Source organism: Stenotrophomonas sp. LGBM10 (assembly GCF_046736075.1).
Taxonomy (GTDB): domain Bacteria; phylum Pseudomonadota; class Gammaproteobacteria; order Xanthomonadales; family Xanthomonadaceae; genus Stenotrophomonas.
Genome location: NZ_CP177163.1, coordinates 510,800 through 530,035, shown reverse-complemented (window position 1 = coordinate 530,035; position 19,236 = coordinate 510,800). Strand labels below are relative to the sequence as shown.

The window sequence follows — 19,236 nt, the reverse complement described above, 5'->3', positions numbered from 1 at the left end:
TCGAAACAGGCAACAACACGATCGGCAGCAAACGGTTCTCAATGCATCAGGACGATGAGGAGGCGGTACGCGGTCATGCAGGGCGCCAACGGAAGGGATTTCAAGCCGGCCAAGGCCGAGCCGACGCAGCGTTTCGCCAGTCTTGTCGACCTGGGACGGCATCGCGCCGTCGAGAACGGCGGGCAGACGGCATTCGTGTTTCTCAAGGATGGTCACCAGCCGCAGGCGAGCTGGACGTACGCGCAGCTGGATGAGCGCGCCCGCGCGATCGCGGCATGGCTGCAGGCGCGCGGCGGACACGGCGAGCGGGTGATCCTGCTCTACAGCTCCGGCCTGGACTTCATTGCCGGCTTCATGGGCTGCCTGTACGCGGGTGCCCTTGCGGTACCGGTGTACACACCGCAGGCAAGGGATGAGCACTGGCAGCGGCTGGAGCAGCTGAGCGACGACGCCGACGCGGGATTCGTGTTGACCACTGCCGACATGCATCGCGCGCTGCACGACCGGCTGGCGGCTTCGGCGCGCCTGGGGACGGTGCCCTGCTGCCTGACCGATACGCTGGATCTGGATCATGCCGCGGGCTGGGTGGATCCGCGCGTCCGCGCGGACGATCTGGCCTTTCTGCAGTACACCTCCGGTTCCACCGGCGCGCCGAAGGGCGTGATGGTGTCGCACGGCAACCTGCTGCACAACCAGATGCTGATGCAGGCGGCGTTCGACCATGATGCCGACAGCGTCTTCGTGTCGTGGTTGCCGCTGTTCCATGACATGGGCCTGATCGGCAACGTGTTGCACACGCTCTACCTTGGCGCGCGGTGTTACCTGATGACGCCGGTCGCCTTCCTGCAGCAGCCGGCGCGGTGGCTGCAGGCCATTTCGGACTATCGCGGCACATCGAGCTTTGCGCCGGACTTCGCGTTCGCGCTGTGCGCCGAGCGCGTCACCGACGCGCAGAAGGCGACGCTGGACCTGTCCAGCTGGACCTTTGCCCTGAATGGTGCGGAGCCCGTACGCGCGGCCACGCTGGAGCGGTTCAACGCCGCGTTCGCGCCGTGCGGCTTCAACCCCCAGGCGCACTACCCGGGCTATGGCCTCGCCGAAGCCACCCTGTTTGTCAGCGGCAGGGGGCGCGGGCGGGGTGCGGACATGCGTCACTTCGACCGACAGGCACTGGAGCAGGGGCAGGCACGCCGGGACGAAGGTGGTGCGGCGCTTGTGGGGTGCGGACGGGCCTGGTTCGACCTGGAGGTGGAAGTCGTCGATCCGGCCACCGGCCGGCGGTGCGACGAGGGCCAGGTGGGCGAAATCTGGGTGCGCGGCCCGAGCGTGGCGCAGGGCTACTGGCGACGTCCGGATGCCACCGCGGAAACGTTCGCGGCACGGTTGCCGGACGTGGACGCCGATCACCTGCGCACAGGCGACCTCGGCTTCCTGAGCGACGGCGGGTTGTTCATCAACGGACGCCTGAAGGAACTGATCATCGTCCGTGGCCGCAACCTCTATCCGCAGGACGTCGAGGCGGCGGTACAGCGGTCGTGGAAGGGTTTCCGCAGTGGCGGCGGTGCCGCGTTCGCGATCGAGCAGGACGGTGAAGAGCGGCTGGTCGTGGTGCAGGAAGTGGACCGCGCGGCACTGCGCGGCCTGCAGGTGGCCGATGCCGTGGCGCTGGCCCGCGAAGCGGTCGCGCTGGCGTGCGAAGCGCGCCTGCATGAGCTGGTCCTGATTGGACCTGCCCATCTTCCCAAGACGTCGAGCGGGAAGATCCAGCGGGGGCGGATCCGCCAGCACTACCTGCAGGACAGCATCGAAGGCCGCGTCGACGCGGCGAGCCGCCGTCCGCGTGGCAGCGTCAGCGCTGCCGCCGCCGTCGCGCAGGCACCGCTGCAGCGCCTGCAGTCACTGGTTGCGCCGCTGCTGGCGATTCCCGCGGACGAGGTTGCGTGCAACCGCCCCCTGCTGGCCCTGGGATTGGATTCCCTGGCACTGGTGGACCTTGCCGTCCGCGTGGAAGCGGAGTTCAGGACCACCGGTGTCCTGCAACGTCTGTTCGATGGTGCTTCGCTGGAGGAGGTGGCCGTCGCCCTTGATGCGCGCACCGAAGCGTCGCCGGCATCCCCGGCGCCTGCACCGGCCCCGTTGTCCGCGGCGCCGGGGGATCGCCATCCGCTGTCGGCCAACCAGGCCGCGCTGTGGTACCTGTACCGCCTGCAGCCGGAGAGCGCGGCCTACAACGTCGCCCTGCCCATTCGCTGTACGCATCCGCTGGATCGCGAACGTCTTGGGTCTGCGGTGACCGCACTGCTGGTGCGCCACCCGGTGCTGGGGTGCCGCTACCTGGACGGCCCGACGGGCCCCGAGCAGGTCGTGCAGGCGCCCGATGCTGCCGCCTTGCAGCCGATGCGCGCCGCGCACGGCGTCACCGTGGCCGAGCTTCCGGCGCTGCTGCAACGCCTGGCCGCGCGACCGTTCCGGTTGGATGTCGAGACCCCGTTCCGGGTCGAACACCTGCGCGGCGACGACGGCGACGTGCTGATGCTGGTCGCGCACCACATCTGTGTCGACCTGGCCTCGATGCTGCGCCTGATCGACGAGCTGGCCGCGCTGTACGCCGATGAAGCACTGCCGCCGTCCGCGGCCGCCGGTTTCTTCCAGCATGTGGAGGACGAGGCGCGCCATCTCCGGCTCGGCAGCGACGCGGATCGTGCCTACTGGCGCGACACCCTGCCGCCGCGGCCGCCGGTACTCGATCTTCCCCGCCGTGGCCCACGACCTCGCATGCAGGACGTGGCCGGCGACAGCGTCTACTTCGACCTTTCCGCCGCCGACGGCGCGGCAGTGGACGCGCTGGCGGTCCGGTTGGCGTGTACCCCGTTCAGCATCTTCGCGGCCGCCTTCGCCTGGGTACTGCATCGCTATGCACGCCAGCCCGACGTACTGATCGGGGTGCCCACCCTCGGCCGCTCGACGCCATCCGCCCGCACGTCGGTGGGCTACTTCGTGAACACCGTGGTTCTGCACTCGGCCATGAGCGGGGACGGCGCCGACCTCGATTTCATGGCCTTCCACGCGGGGCTCTGGGCGCGGTTGCGCGGTGCCGTCGCGCACGCGCGGCTGCCGTTCGCACAGGTGGTGGACGCGCTGGCGCTGGAGCGCGATGCAAGCGTGCCGCCGCTGGTGCAGGTGCTGCTCAATCTGCATACGTCCAGCGAGGCCCCCGGCCTCGCGGCGCTCATCCAGGGCCAGCAGGACGATGCAGTGGCGCTGCGCGGCTGGCGGGTGCATCCGGTACGCCTGTCGCCGGGCACCAGTCCGCTGGATCTGTCGCTGTCGCTGGTGGAGCGCGGCGACGGTCGCTACGAAGGGCGCATCGACTTCGCTACCGCGCTGTTCGAGCCCGGCGTGGCCGCCAGCCTGGCCGACAGCTTCGCCCGGGTATTGCGTGGGGTAGTGGCGCAGCCGACCGCACCGTTGCGGCAGATCCGCCTGTTCCATCCGGAGATGCAGCCGGGCTGGGGCGAGCAGCGCGACTGGGGTCCCTTCCTGTCCGTGGACGCGCAGTTCCGCCGGCAGGCCGCGCTGTCGCCGGACCGCATCGCGCTGCACTGCGAAGGCGACACCATGACGTACGCGGCGCTGGACGCGCAGTCCGATGCGATCGCCGCGGCCCTGCTGGCGCAGGGGGTGGGCAGCGATGATGTGGTCGCGGTATCGATGCGGCGCTCGGCCCACCTGCTGGTGGCGCTGCTGGGCACGATGAAGGCGGGTGCGGCGTACCTGCCCCTGGATCCGGATCTCCCTGCGGCACGCATCCAGGCCATCCTGGAGACGGCCACACCGAAGGCGGGTATCCACGACGATGCTGCCGACGCCGTGTTCCCCGGCAGTCGCAGCGTCTCCGCGCTGCGTGACGACGGCGCGCAACGGCGGGGCGTACCGCGTGTGCACGCGCCGGCCCAGGCCGCCTACGTCATCTATACGTCCGGTTCGACCGGACAGCCCAAAGGCGTGGTCAACACGCACGCGGCGCTGGCCAACCGGCTGCAGTGGATGCAGCGGCATTTCGCACTGCAACCCGACGAACGCGCACTGCTGAAAACACCGTATACGTTCGACGTTTCGGTGTGGGAGCTGTTCTGGCCGCTGATGGTTGGTGCCGGCCTGGTGATCGCGCGTCACGACGGACACCGTGATGCGGACTACCTGCACGCGTTGATGCGCGAACAGCGTGTCGGCGTGGTGCATTTCGTGCCGTCGATGCTGGCTGCCTTCGTCGATGCCCAGGGACTGGGCGTGTTGCCGTCCTTGCGGCAGATCGTCTGCAGCGGCGAAGAACTGGGTATCGATGTGCTTGCCCGCTGCCAGCAGCGCTTCCCGACTGCCCGGGTGGCCAACCTGTACGGTCCGACCGAAGCGGCCATCGACGTGAGCTGCTGGGACTGCGACGACCAGGACACGCGGACCCGGGTACCGATCGGGCACCCGATCGACAACGTGCAGATGGTGGTGCTTGACGACGACCTGCAGCCGGTACCACGAGGCGTGGCCGGCGAGCTGTACCTCGGGGGAGAGGGACTGGCACGTGGCTATGCCGCGGCACCCGCACTCACTGCCGCGCGCTTCGTGCCATCGCCGGTGCCGCGTGTGGCGGGCGAGCGGCTGTATCGCACCGGCGACCTGGCCCGCCAGCGCGAGGACGGCGCGATCGAGTACCTCGGTCGCCTCGACTTCCAGGTCAAGCTCCGCGGCCAGCGCCTGGAACTGGGTGAGATCGATGCGCTCGCCGGCACCTGCGACAGCGTTGCCGGGGCGCTGACGGTCCTGGCGCGGCATGCCAATGGTGAACCCTATCTGCTCTGCCACGCGGTACGTGCGGGGGCGTACGACGATCAGGCGCGTCTGCAACGGTTGACCGACCACCTGCGGGCCCGATTGCCGTCCTACGCGGTCCCGGAACGGTTCACGCTGCTGGACGCGTGGCCGTTGAACAGCAGTGGAAAAATCGACCGGGCTGCGCTGCCGACGTCGGCGAGCCAGGCGCCGGTGGCGCCGGATGAGGACTGGCCGCTGACCCCGTTGGGCATGCAGGTGCTGGAGGCCGTGCGCGAGCTGCTCGCCGTACCGGAGGCCTCGGCCGCCGACAACTTCTTCTCGCTCGGTGGCCACTCGCTGCTGGCGACCCGCCTGTGCTCCCGCCTGCGCGAAGCGGCGGGCGTGCATCTGCAGGTGGCCGACGTGCTGCTCCACCCGGTCATCGGCGATCTCGCACGGCTGGTCGAACAGCGACATGTCGGCAGCGATCCCGATACCACGGGTGCACCGCCGGCTCCCGAGGTGTTGTCGCCGGCGCAGCAGCGGCTGTGGTTCGTGGACCAGCTGCAGGGCCCCAGCGCGGCGTACACGATGCCGCTGAGCATCCGCCTGGTGGGCGTGCAGACGCCTGCAACCGTGCGCGGACACGTGGCGGACGTACTCGCGCTGCATCCGGAACTGCATGCCTGCTACGTTGCCGGTACCGACGGCCCGCAACGGGTCCCCGGCGCGCACCCCCAGCCGCCGGTCGCGTTGACCGATCTGTCCGGGTTTGCCGGGCAGGCGCGTGAGGACGCCCTCGCGCTGCACCTGCAGGCGTTGGCCGGAACGGTGTTCGATCTTGCGGACGGGCCGATCTGCCAGGCCGATGTGGCCTGGCTGGGCGACGGGCAGTGCGTATTGACGGTGCTGGCGCATCACATCGCTGCGGATGGCGGTTCGCTGGCCGTGCTTCTGCGACAGATCGCCGCGGCGTGGGGTGGGGCGGATACGCTGCGGGCGGGCGATCATCCGGGCTACTGCCAGGCACAGCAGGCGGCGCGCGGGGTGGATGCCTGGCAGGCCGGACTGCACCGCATACAGCAGCGCCTGAAGGACATGCCGCCGCTGCTGGAGCTGCCCACCGACCGGCCACGGCCGGCCGTGGCGGGCATCCGTGGCGGGGTAGTGTCCCGCGTGCTGTCGATGCCGGAGCGCCAGCGTGTCGAGTCGCTTGCCGCCGCGACCGCCTGCAGCCCGTTCATGCTCCTGGCGGCGGCCTTCCAGCTGTTGATGTGGCGTTACAGCGGCAACGAGGACGTCCCTCTGGGGACGGCGGTGGACACCCGCGACCATGCCCTGCACGAGGATACGGTCGGGCTGTTCGTCAACACACTCGTGCTGCGCAGTCCCATCCAACCAGCGGCCAGCTTCCAGACGCATCTGCGCCGGTTCGCGGCCGATGGCGTCACGGCGTTGCAGGATGCCGCCGTGCCGTTCGATCTTGTGGTGGATACGCTGGCACCGTCCCGATCGCTGAGCCACGGCCCGCTGGTGCAGGCGATGGTGACGCTGCAGCCGGATGTGGTGGATCACTGCGCGTGGCCCGATGGCGTTCAGGCCGCCTGGATCCCGCTGCACACGGCAACGGCCAAGTTCGACGTCAATCTGCTGATCACCTTCACGCGCCAGGGCATGCGCCTCGAGCTGGAGTACCGGCGCGACCTGTTCGCGTCGGCGTCGGCAGAGGCGATGCTCGCGCATTACATCGGTCTGCTGGCGTCGGCACTGGACCATCCGTCGCAGGCAGTGGCGGCGCTGCCGCTGGCGGAGGTGGTTGACCCGGCGGCGGCAGTGAGGTCTGCGGTGCCGGGCGTGCAGGGCGATCTGCCCACGCGCTACAGCGCGACGGCGCAGCGCTTCCCGCACGCCGTTGCGGTCAACTGTGCGGAGCAGGAACTGACCCACGGGCAGCTGGACACGCTCAGCGGGCAATGGGCCGCCGCGCTGCGCGAGGCCGGCATCGGGCGCGGCAGCCGCGTCGGGCTGTGCATGGAGCGGGGCTGCGATCTGATCGTGGCCGTGCTCGCCATCCTCAAGGCCGGCGCCGCCTACGTTCCGCTGGATCCGCGTTACCCGCCCGAGAGGCTGCTGTACATGGCGCGGGATGCCAACGTGGCCGGCATCCTCGGCCACGGCGCGCACGCGGCCCTGTTTGCCGATGAACCGCTGCGCTACCTGACCACCGAGGCGCTGCAGACCGCAGACGTGGAACCGCTGGCGGGTGTCACCATCGATCCGCAGGATGCGGCCTATGTCATCTACACGTCCGGTTCCACCGGCCGTCCGAAGGGCGTGGTGGTAACCCATGCCAACGTGCTGCGTCTGTTCGAGGCAACGGCGGAGACCTTCTCGTTTGGCCGGGACGATGTATGGGCGCTGTTCCACTCCTACGCATTCGATTTCTCGGTCTGGGAGATCTGGGGCGCCCTGCTGTACGGGGGACGCCTGGCGGTGGTCCCGCATGCGGTCGCGCGCTCGGCCGACGAGGTCGGCCAGTTCGTCCGCGCGCAGGGCGTGACCGTGCTGAACCAGACGCCGTCGGCGTTCCAGCAGTTGCTTCAGGCCGATCTTGCCGGTCCCGCACGCGCATGGCCGGCATTGCGCTACGTCGTGTTTGGTGGGGAAGCGCTCAACATTCCGTCACTCGCGCCGTGGTTCGAGCGGTATCCGCAGGGGCCGGTGCTGGTGAACATGTACGGCATCACCGAGACCACCGTGCATGTGACATCGCGGATCATCCAGCGCGCCGATCTCGACGCGCCCGGCAGCGTGATCGGCGAAGCCCTGGCCGATCTGGCCATGTACATCCTGGATGACAACGGCTGCCCGCAGCCTGCGGGCGTGCCGGGTGAGCTGCACGTGTCTGGTCCCGGACTGGCGCGTGGCTATCTGGGCCGCGCCGATCTGACAGCGGAACGCTTCCTGCCCGACCCGTTCTCGCCGATCCCCGGCGCACGCATGTACCGCAGCGGAGACCTGGCGGTACGCCGCGCCCACGATGGCCAGGTGCACTACCTCGGCCGGCGCGACCAGCAGGTCAAGGTGCGCGGCTTCCGTATCGAACTGGGTGAAGTGGAGGCGGCCTGCGCGGGTCTGCCCGGTATCGGCCAGGTAGTGGCGCGGGCAACCGGTGACGGGCAGCTCGCCGCGCATGTGGTGCTGACCGACGGCGGCAGCCTGGACGCCGCCGGCTGGGTGCGCCAGCTGCGCAGCCGTCTGCCGGAGTTCATGGTCCCGGGGATCTGGGTGCCGATGGCAGCGGTACCACTCACCCGCAACGGCAAGGTCGATGAGACGGCGCTGGCGACGGCCCGCGCGGCGGTCGGCGCTGCCGACACCGCAGTCCCGGTGGGCGGCGCAGACGAGACCGAGCGGCTGGTGCTGCAGTGCTGGTCGCAGCTGGTGGGCTCGGCATCGATCGGTCGTGATGACGATTTCTTCAGCGTGGGCGGGAACTCCCTTCTGGCGGCCCGCGCGAGCGCGCGGCTGCAGGCGGTGTTCGCCGTGCGCCTGAGCGTGCGCGACCTGTTCGATCACCCGACCGCGTCGGGCCTCGCCGCCCGCATCCGGTCGCGCACAGCGGGACGCGAGCAGCCGTTGCCGGTGCTCGGCCCGCGTTCCGGTTCCGGCGCGGTGGTGGCGACCACCGGCCAGCAGCGGCTGTGGTTCCTGGAGCGCCTCGGCGGTGACCCGACGCTGTACACCATGCCGGGCGTGTTCCACATCGAGGGGCCCCTCGACGTACCGCGGTTGTCGGTGGCGCTGGATGCGCTGGTGGCGCGCCACCAGGTGCTGCACACGTCCTTCATCGCCATCGACGGCGTGCTGCAGCAGCATGTCCGGCCAGCGCGGACCGGCCTGCTGGAGGTCGTCGATCTTCGCGGCGCTGGCAGCGCGGCGCAGGCGACACGGTTGGCGGAGCTTGTCGACGCCAACGCCTCCCACGCGTTCGATCTTGCCGCGGGCACGCCGCTGCGCTGCACGCTGGTCAGGCTTGCCGATGCCGCCGCGACGATGCTGCTGAACATCCATCACATCGCCTTCGACGGCAGCTCGCTGGCGATCTTCTGCCACGAGCTCCGCGCGTTCTACGCCGATGGCGCTGCAGCACTGCCGGCGCCCGCGTTGCAGTACGCGGACTATGCGGCGTGGCAGCACGATACCGCGCCGCTGCTTGAGCCGCAGTTGGCGTACTGGCGCGATGCTCTGCAAGGCGCACCGCCGCTGCTGGAGCTGTCCACGGCATCACTTCGGCCACCGGTGCAGTCGCACCGTGGCGGCCTGCACCGCTTCGAGGTGCCCACTGCGCTCCAGGCGCGGCTCGGTCAGCGTTGCAGGACGCTGGGGGTGACGCCCTTCGTGGTGCTGTCCAGCGCGTATGCCCTGCTGCTGTCGCATTTCTCCGCCAAGCAGGATCTGGTGATCGGCACGCCGGTGGACAACCGCCAGTCGCTGGCATCCCAGTCGCTGATCGGCTTCTTCGCCAACACGTTGGCGCTGCGCTTCCAGCTGCAGCCCACCGCCACCGTGGCCGACCTGCTGCAGCAGACGCGCGCGCGCCTGGTACATGGGCTTTCCCACCAGGAGCTGCCGTTCGAACGGGTGATCGAACACGTGCAGCCCGATCGTGCGCTCAGCCACAGCCCGCTGTTCCAGCACATGTTCGTCATGGAGCAGGGTGATGAAGCGACGCTCGTGCTGGATGGCGTGCGTGTCACCGCGGCGCCTGCTGGGGACCGCGCTGCCAAGTTCGACCTGACGCTGTCGATGCGCGCGTCGGGCGGCGCGTTGCAGGGCAGCCTGGAGTTCGCCTGCGACCTGTTCACCGCGTCAGCGGCTGCGCAGCTCGCGGATGCCTATGTCGCGATCGTGGACGCGCTGCTGGACGATCCGGAGCGGCGCCTGGATGCGCTTGCACCCCGCTGGCCACAGCCATCGCTGCTGGAAGGGACCCGGGTCGACCGGTGTGCGCGCCCGCTGCACGCACGCGTCCTGGATCAGGCGCTGCGCACACCGGTGGCCGTTGCCATCGACGATGGGGCGCGCCGCCTGTCCTATGCCGGGCTGGCCGCCGAGGTGGTGACCACCGCGCACGCGCTGCAATGCCTGGGCGTCCTGCCGGGTGATCGCGTCGCGGTCTGCCTGCCCCGCACCGCCAGCCTGGTGGTGACCCTGCTGGCGATCCAGTCAGTGGGCGCGGCCTACGTACCGCTGGATCCGGCGTATCCGCGCCAGCGGTTGCTGGACATCCTGGACGATGCCGTCCCGGCGTTGCTGGTGGTGGACGCGGGCGTCCGCGACAGCGTGCTCGGGTACGTCGGCGATGTACGCGTCACCACGCTGGAGGAGGCGCTGGCCGGAACGGTCCCGGCCAACGCGGCGCTCCCGGCGGTCCCGGTGGAGGCGGTGGCCTACGTGATCTATACGTCCGGCTCGACCGGCCGACCGAAGGGTGTGGCGATCCGGCACGTCAACGCCAACGTCATGCTCGACTGGGCCCGCACCGCGGTGGACGATGCGGATCTGCAGGGCGTGTTCGCCTGTACGTCGGTGTGCTTCGACCTGTCCGTGTACGAGCTGTTCCTGCCGCTGGTGGCGGGCGGCACCGTGGTGCTGGGCGACAATGCGCTGGCACTGCATGACGCCGCCGCGCGTCAGGCGCTGACGCTGGTGAATACGGTGCCCTCGGCCATTGATGCGCTGACCCGCGAGAGGGCCCTGCCGGCGAGCGTCCGCGTGGTCAATCTTGCCGGCGAGGCCCTGCCGGCCCGGCTGGTGGAACGGCTGCACGACCAGTCGCCCGCGCTGCGCGTGTACAACCTGTATGGCCCTTCCGAGGACACCACCTACTCAACGTGGGCGTTGATGCCGCGCAGGGTGGGGCTCAAACCGGCGATCGGCGTTCCGATTGCCAACACGCGCGCCTATGTGCTCGATTCCGCAGGCGAACCGGTGCCGCTGGGCGTGCCAGGCGAGTTGTACCTGTCGGGCGACGGCGTGGCGCTGGGGTATCTCGGTCGTCCCTGCGCCACGGCCGAGCGCTTCCTGCCCGATCCTTTCGCCACCGAACCGGGTGCGGTGATGTACCGCACCGGCGATCTGGTGCGGTGCGCGGAGGACGGCGCACTGGAGTTCATCGGGCGTGCCGACCAGCAGGTCAAGCTGCGCGGGTTCCGCATCGAACTGGGCGACGTCGAGCACCACCTTGGCCGCCTGGAAGGGGTGGGGGAGTGCGCGGTACTGGTGTTGCCGAGCGCAGGGGATGACGCCCTGGTGGCCTTTGTGTCGCCGGCCGAGGGGCATGTGCTGCAGGCTGCCGGGCTCCATGACGCACTGTCCCGCGCGCTGCCGGCGCACATGCTGCCCACGCGCTACGTCGTGCAGCCGGCCTTGGCCAGAACCGCCAACGGCAAGCTGGACCGCAGAGCGCTCGCACTCGATGACGCGGCCGCCACACCTGCCGGGCACCCAACTCCGGCCGTACCGGCCAGCACCGACGCCGAGCGCGACCTGCTCGCGCTGTGGCGGGAGATGTTGCCAGGCGAAGTCGCCGGCGTGGACAGCAACTTCTTCCTGGCAGGCGGACATTCGCTGCTGATGCTGAAGATGCTGCCGCGCGTAGAGGCCATGTTCGGCGTGCCGGTATCGATGCGGGCGGTGTTCGAACACCCCGACGTGCGCGGTCTGGCCCGTCACCTATCGGCGCAGCAGTGGCTCGCCAACGCAGACAGATCACAGGGAGTGAGCAGCGATGAGCTTGTCGACGAAGGGAGCCTCTAATGTCCATTGATGCGCTGCTGCTGGAGCTGCGGGAACGCGGTGTACAGGTCTGGACGGAGAACGGGGAGCTTCGCTATCGGGCGCCCCAGGGCCGCTTCGATGCTGAACTCAAGGGGCGTGTGGTGGCTGCCAAAACGGCGATCATCCGCGCGTTGGACGCCCTCCAGTCCGGCACCGACGCCGGCGGCCCGCTGGTGCAGGTGCAGCGTGGCGACGTCTTGCCGCTGTCGCACGCGCAGGAACGCCTGCTGTTCATGCGTACGCTGGGCGGCAACGAGGCGGCGTACAACATACCGGTGGCGTTCCGCGTGCGCGGGCCGCTGGATGCCGATCGGCTGCAGCGGGCGGTCGATGCGCTGGTGCGGCGGCATGAGGTCCTGCAGACCCGTTACGCCGACGGTGCCGACGTTGCCGGAGCGTCCTGGGTCGACATGCCCGTCCGGATCGAGCAGCGCCAGGTCGCCGCGCAGGGGCCGGACCTGGACGCCCTGCTGGTGCTGGAGGCCGGCCGTGGTTTCGATCTCGCCGAGGCAGCGCCGTTGCGCGTGACGCTGGTGCGACTGGATGACGGCGACCACGTTCTGTTGATCGTGCTGCATCACATCGCGGCCGATGGCTGGTCGCTGGATGTCCTCAAGCGCGATCTCGGCGCCCTGTACGCGGGCGTGACGCTGCCGGCGCTGCCGGTGCAGTATGCCGATCACGCGGCCTGGCAGCGCAGCTGGCTGCAGTCCAGCGGCCAGCGGATCCAGGCGCAGCAGGCGTACTGGCGCCAGCAACTGGCGGGCGCCCCGGTGCTGTCCACCTTGCCCGGCGACCGCCCGCGGCCCGCCATGCAGCGCTACCACGGCGCGGTGCTGCGCCGGGCGCTGCCGGACGCGGCGCTGCAGGCGCTGCAGACGTTGGCGCGCGATCACGGCGTCACCTCGTTCGTGGCCGGCCTGGCGGTGTTCAACCTGTTGATGTGGCGGCATACCGGAAGCACCGATCTGGTGGTCGGCACGCCGGTGGCCAACCGCGTGCGGGCCGAAGTGACCGATCTGGTGGGCTTCTTCAGCAACACCCTGGTGATGCGCACCCGTCTGCAGCCTGGCGAGCGCTTCCAGGACCTGCTGGACAACGTCCGGGAGACGGTACTGGCCGCGCAGGAGAATCAGGACATTCCGTTCGAGCAGGTGGTCGAGTACCTGCAGCCGCCGCGCAGCCTCAGCCACACGCCGCTGTTCCAGCTGATGTTCTCGATGATCGAGCGGGGTACCGACGGCCTGCTGCTGTCCGGTTGCACGGTGGAGCAGATCGCGGCCGATACCCATGTCGCCAAGTACGATCTCACCCTGACCATCGAGCACGGCCCGGGCGGTGCGGAGATGGGCCTGGAGTACAACACGGATCTGTTCGATGCCGACACGGTCGATGCCCTGGCCAGCCAGTTCACCGCGCTTCTGGAGCAGGTAGGCGCGGGTCCCACGCGGCGGCTGCCGCAGTTCCGCCTCCCGGCCGAGGCGGTGGAGACCACCGCCGCCGGTACCGCCGCCGACATGCGCTCGGTGGCGTGCCGCTTCCGTGACGTGGCGCAACGCGATCCCGATGCCGTTGCACTTCGCTGCGGTGACCTGTCGCTGGATTTCCGCACGCTGCAGGCGCAGGTGGCGGCGCTGTCGGCCCGGCTGCGGTCACGGGGGGTCGGTCCCGAGCAACGCGTCGGCGTACTGCTCGAACGCAGCCCGGCGATGGTCGTTGCCTTGCTGGCAGTGCTGGACGCCGGAGCGGCCTATGTTCCGATCGACCCGGACTACCCGGTGGCGCGGCAGGCATTGATGATCGAGGACGCTGGCCTGAGCCTGTTGATCAGCGCCCCGCCGCTGCGTGCGATCGCCGAGGTGGCGGGCGCCGGAGTGCCGGTGGAGATGCTCGATGCAGGCGATCCGCCCCTGCATCCGGCGGTGGATGCCGTAGCGCCGCCACCACCGGACGCACTTGCGTACATGATCTACACATCCGGCTCAACGGGGCGTCCCAAGGGCGTGATGGTGTCCCACGCCAACCTCTGCGGCTTCCTGCACAGCCTGGACCAGCGGCTGCAGCCCGGGCGCACCGGGCGCCAGGTGTGGCTGGCAGTCACCAGCGTCTCGTTCGACATCTCGGTACTGGAGCTGCTGTGGACGCTGTCGCGCGGGCATCAGGTCGTGCTGCAGCAGGAACAGCCGGCTGCCACCGCTGCCGCGGCACTGGCGTCCGCGGGCGGCGCACAGCGCCGGCCAGCCGCGCCGCTCGGGTTCAGCCTGTTCTACTTCGCTGCCGAACGCAGCGCGCCGGGCGCGGACCGCTATCGACTGCTGATGGACGGTGCGCGCTTCGCCGATGAAAGCGGATTCGAGGCGGTATGGGTGCCGGAGCGCCACTTCCATGCCTTTGGGGGCCAGTACCCGAGTCCGGCCGTCGCCGCTGCCGCGCTCGCCGCAGTGACGCGCAATGTGTGCATCCGCGCCGGCAGCGTCGTGCTCCCGCTGCACCATCCCGTGCGGGTGGCCGAGGAGTGGTCGATGATCGACCATCTGTCCAAGGGCCGTGCCGGTATCGCGTTTGCATCGGGCTGGCACTTCAACGATTTCGTGTTCAACCCGGACAACTATGCCGAGCGCCATCAGGTCCTGCGCGACGGGGTGGAAACGGTGCGCGCCCTGTGGCGCGGGGAGTCGCGGCCGTTCCGTGCCGGCAACGGCAGCGAGGTGGAGATCCGTACCCGTCCCGAGCCGGTCCAGCCCGAACTGCCTGTGTGGATCACGGCGGCCGGCAGTCCGGAGACGTTCGAATACGCCGGACGGATCGGCGCGAACGTGCTCACGCACCTGCTCGGGCAGAGCCTGGAGGAGCTTGCCGGCAAGATCGCGCTGTACCGGCGTACCCGCGCCGAGCATGGGCATGACCCCGAAGCGGGCCGGGTGACGCTGATGCTGCACACCTACGTGGGTGAGGACAGCGCGGAGGTCAGCGCACGCGTCGAGGCCCCCTTCAAAGACTACCTGCGCAGTTCGGTGAACCTGCTGCGGCCGGTGGCCGAAGCCAATGGCCTGGATCCGGACGTGGACCAGGAAGTGCTGGTCGAAGCCGGTTTTCAGCGGTACGCGCGGTCCAGCGCGCTGTTCGGCACGCCCGAGGAATGCCTGCCGATGATCGGGCAGCTGCAGGGGATCGGCGTCGACGAGGCCGCCTGCCTGGTCGATTTCGGCATCGAAGAGGATCAGGTGGTGGACGGCTTCGCCCACCTGAAACGGCTGCGTCAACTGGCCGACGCCGAACACGCGCGTCAACAGATGCTGACACGCCGTACCTACCATCCTGCTGAAGAGGCGATCACCCGGCACGCGGTGACCCACCTGCAATGCACGCCGTCGTTCATGCGCCTGCTGCTGGACTCCGAGCCGGGACGACAGGCGGTGGCCGGGCTGGACGCGGTGCTGGTCGGCGGCGAAGCATTGCCCGCACCGTTGGCGCAACAGTTGGCGGCCACGGCAAGGAGCGCGTGGAACATGTACGGGCCGACCGAGACAACGGTGTGGTCCGGGGCAACCCAGGTCACCGAGGCAGCCCCCACCCTGGGCGGCGCACTCGGCGGCGAGCAGATCCGCGTGCTGGACCTGGACCTGGAACAGGTTCCGTCCGGGGTGGCAGGCGAACTGTACATTGGTGGCATCGGGGTCACCCGTGGCTACTGGCAACGCCCCGCGCTGACCGCGGAGCGCTTTCTTCCCGACCCGCTGTCGCGCGTGCCGGGTGCCCGCATGTACCGGACCGGCGATGGCGCGCGCGGTCGCCGCGATGGCGCGATCGACTTCCTGGGGCGTCTGGACCAGCAGACCAAATGGCGCGGGTTCCGGATCGAGCTTGGCGAGATCGAAGCGGCGCTGGAAGGAGACCCCGCGGTGACGCAGGCGGTTGCCGTGGTTCGCCACGACACCGGCGCGCCCCCCCGTCTGGTCGCCTACGTGGTGGCCACCGGCATGGCGCAGGGCAGCGCGGTGCAGGACATGCTGCGGGCGCGCCTGCAGCGGATGCTGCCGGACTACATGCAGCCGGACCTGCTGCTGGTGCTGCCGCACATGCCGCTGACGCCGAATGGAAAGGTGAACCGGGCAGCGCTGCCGGTGCCTGATGCCACGCAGCTTCCCACGCGTGAGGACGAGCCACCCGCGACCGACACCGAGCGCGCGGTGGCGCAGATATGGTCGTCGCTGCTCGGCGTGGAGAGCATCGGGCGGCATGCCAACTTCTTCGAGCTGGGCGGCCACTCCTTCCTGCTTGCACAGATGCATGCGCGCCTGCGCGGGATGGGGCGCCGCGAACTCAACGTGGTGGACCTTTTCCGCAACCCGACCATCGCCGGGCTCGGCGACCTGCTCGACGCCGAACAGGATGAGGACGGCAGCGTGCGTGCGGCCCTGATCGCCACGCGCAGCCGCGAGCGCGGGCAGGCCGCCCAGCGGCAACGACAGCAGTTGAAGGAGCGACTCCGCAATGGATGACAGGTTGGACAGCACGATGGAAGGCATCGCGATCATCGGCATGGCAGGGCGGTTTCCGGGCGCGGACGATGTCGCGGCGCTCTGGCGGAACGTGCTGGCAGGGCAGGTGGCAGCGCGTCCGCTGAGCGAGCAGCAGCTGCGCGACGCAGGCGTGGACCCGGCCCGCTTCGCCGATCCGGACTACGTGCGGGTCGCGTACGGCCCGCACGACATCGACCGCTTCGATGCCGGCTTCTTCGGCTTTACGCCGCGCGAGGCAGAGACGATGGATCCGCAGCACCGGCTGCTGCTTGAGTGCTGCCAGCAGGCGCTGGACGATGGTGGGCATGCCCCCGCACAGTTCGACGGCCTGATCGGTGTGTACGCCGGCGTGGGTACGCCGGCCTACATGATCCGCAACCTGCTGCCGGAACCCGGGCTGATCGATGCCATCGGTACCCTGCAGTTCTCCATCGGCAACGAGAAGAGCTTCGCTGCCACCAAAGTATCCTTCAAGCTCGGGTTGCAGGGGCCGAGCGTCAACGTGGATACCGCCTGCTCGACCTCGCTCGTGGCGGTCCACCAGGCGTGTCAGAGCCTGCTCTCGTTCGAGTGCGACATGGCGCTGGCGGGTGGTGTGAGCCTGAATGTGCCGGTGGACGAGGGCTACCAGTTCCATGAAGGCGGCATCGTTGCGGCCGACGGCCTGTGCCGCCCCTTCGACCACCGCTCGCAGGGTACCGTCAAGGGCGCCGGCGCCGGCATCGTGCTGTTGAAGCGGCTGGACGATGCCATTGCCGATGGCGACCGCGTCTACGCCGTGATCAAGGGATCGGCGGTCAACAACGACGGTGCGCAGAAGGTTGGCTTCACCGCGGCGAGCGTGGACGGCCAGGCGGCGGTCATCGCCCAGGCGCTGGGCGTTTCGGGCGTCCCGGCCGACGGCATCGGCTACGTGGAAGCCCACGGCACCGGTACCCAGCTTGGCGATCCGGTGGAGATCGCGGCACTGTCCGAGGCCTACCGTGCCACCACGGCGCGTACGCAGTACTGCGCGCTGGGCGCGCTGAAGGCCAACATCGGCCATCTCGACATCGCCGCGGGGGTCGCCGGGTTGATCAAGGCCGCCAAAGCGGTGGAGCAGGGCGTGCTGCCGCCTGCAACCAATTTCGAGGCACCCAACCCGGCCATCGACTTTCCTTCGTCACCGTTCTACATCCCCACACAGGCCACTCCTTGGCCGGCATCGTTCGATGCCCGCCGTGCCGCCGTCAGCTCGTTCGGCATCGGCGGCACCAACGCACACGTGATTCTTGAACAGGCGCCGCTGCCGGCACCGTCGCCCGTGCCTGAAGGGGCGCACCGGGCCGTCGGCACGGCTACGCCGCGATCGCAGCTGCTGGTAGCGAGCGCGAAGAGCGCGGCGGCACTGGCCGATACCGTTGATGCGCTGGCGACGGCGCTCGGCGGCAACGACGTGGCCATCGCCGATGCTGCATTCACCTTGCAGGCCGGTCGCAGCCACCACCGGTTCCGTTGCGCCGTGGCCGGCGCCGATGGCGCGTCAGCAGCGGAGGCGTTGCGGCGGGAGATGGCCCGTGCCGGCCGCGAAGCCCATGCGAGGAAGCGCCGCGTGGTGTTCATGTTCCCTGGGCAGGGGGCGCAGCACGCGGGCATGTGCCGCGGGCTGTACGAACACGAGGTCGTGTTCCGCCAGACACTGGACCAGTGCGCGGAACTGCTGCTGCCGGAGCTCGGGTGCGACGTGCGCACACTCCTCTTCGCCGACGACGACCCCAGGCTGAAGCAGACCCGTTACACCCAGTCGGCCCTGTTCTGCGTGGAGTTCGCGCTTGCCCAACAGCTGCGTGCCTGGGGCATCCAGCCCGACCTGCTGATCGGCCACAGCCTGGGCGAGTACGTTGCCGCCTGCGTGTCCGGTGTGCTCAGCCTGGAAGACGCAATCAAGGTCGTGGCGCGCCGTGGCGCACTGCTCGATGCACTTGCCCCCGGCGGCATGCTGGTGGTCCCGCTTTCCGAAGCGGCGCTGCAGCAGGTGTTGGCCGAGGGAGGCGAGGACGTCGCGGGCTGCGTGGTGGCCGTGGTGAACGCGCCGACGCTGTGCGTGGCGGCCGGACCGGTAGACGCGCTGGAGCGGCTGCGCGACCGGCTGGCGCCCCGTACGGAGTGCCATCTGCTGCCGGCCTCGCACGCGTTCCACTCGCCGATGATGGATCCGGCATTGTCCGCGTTCGGCGATGTGATGCGTGGGGTAAGCCTGCTCGCCCCGCAGATTCCACTGGTGTCCAACGTAACCGGACGCCTCCTCGCACGGGCGGAGGCGACCTCGGCGGACTACTGGGTCCGGCATCTGCGCGAGCCGGTGCGCTTTGCCGATGGCATGGACACCGTGCTGGACGGCGGCGCTGCGGTGCTGATCGAAGTGGGCCCCGGCGTCACGCTGACCACGCTGGCACGGCAGCAGCATGGTATCGATGCGCACGTGGTGTGCAGCTGCCTGCGCCATCCGCGCGATGCCAGCAGCGACCACACAGCGCTGATGGCAGGCCTTGCCCAGGCCTGGATGGCCGGTGTCGAGATCGACTGGCGCGCCTTCAACCAGGCGCGCAGGGGCCAGCGCGTCGGGCTTCCCGGGGTGGCCTTCGAGCGCCGTCGGCACTGGATCGCGGCGCCGGGACAGGTCATGCCCCCCGAAGCGGTGCCGTGCGCCCTGGCGGCAACCGCTGCGGTGCCCAGCGGGGTGCTGCCACGTGATGACATGGAGCGGACCGTCGCGGACGTCTGGCAGGCCCAGTTCGGCATCGCCCGGATCTACGTCGATCAGGACTTCTTCGAACTCGGCGGCCATTCGCTGCTGGCGGCGCGGATTCTGGTCGCACTGGAAGAACGTAGCGGCGTGCGCCTGACCATTGCCGACCTGTTCGGCGCGCCGACGGTGGCCGGATTGGCCAACCGGCTGCTGCTGGCGCAGGTGGACGAAGCCGATGACGCGTTGCTGGCCCGGCTGCTGGCTGAGATCGAAGGAGCGCCCGAGCCGCTCGCAGGCTGAAACTGCGCGGCCGGGCACAGGGGCAGGGGCCAG

Annotated in this window: 3 protein-coding genes; all 3 read left to right on the top strand. The window is 69.7% G+C overall.

Annotation, left to right across the window (positions count from 1 at the left end):
* The first annotated feature begins 75 nt into the window (after window positions 1-75).
* The 3 genes from ACLB90_RS02080 to ACLB90_RS02070 are packed head-to-tail and all read left to right on the top strand — an operon-like array spanning window position 76 to window position 19,203.
* Window positions 76-11,631, top strand: coding sequence for an amino acid adenylation domain-containing protein (locus ACLB90_RS02080; protein ID WP_411851402.1), 11,556 nt, complete (start codon window positions 76-78; stop codon window positions 11,629-11,631).
* Window positions 11,631-16,154 carry a MupA/Atu3671 family FMN-dependent luciferase-like monooxygenase gene (locus ACLB90_RS02075; RefSeq protein WP_411851401.1) on the top strand — a complete coding sequence of 1,508 codons (4,524 nt, stop codon included), beginning with the start codon at window positions 11,631-11,633 and terminating at the stop codon, window positions 16,152-16,154. Before ACLB90_RS02080 ends, ACLB90_RS02075 begins: the two co-directional genes overlap by 1 nt.
* Entirely contained in the window at window positions 16,147-19,203 is a 3,057-nt protein-coding gene (locus ACLB90_RS02070; RefSeq protein WP_411851400.1) for a type I polyketide synthase, read from the top strand. Before ACLB90_RS02075 ends, ACLB90_RS02070 begins: the two co-directional genes overlap by 8 nt.
* Window positions 19,204-19,236 lie beyond the last annotated feature (33 nt).

Bases quoted from the DNA above. Each gene is read 5' to 3' on its own strand.
- ACLB90_RS02080 (WP_411851402.1), top strand. From the start codon at position 76: ATGCAGGGCGCCAACGGAAGGGATTTCAAGCCGGCCAAGGCCGAGCCG.
- ACLB90_RS02075 (WP_411851401.1), top strand. From the start codon at position 11,631: ATGTCCATTGATGCGCTGCTGCTGGAGCTGCGGGAACGCGGTGTACAG.
- ACLB90_RS02070 (WP_411851400.1), top strand. From the start codon at position 16,147: ATGGATGACAGGTTGGACAGCACGATGGAAGGCATCGCGATCATCGGC.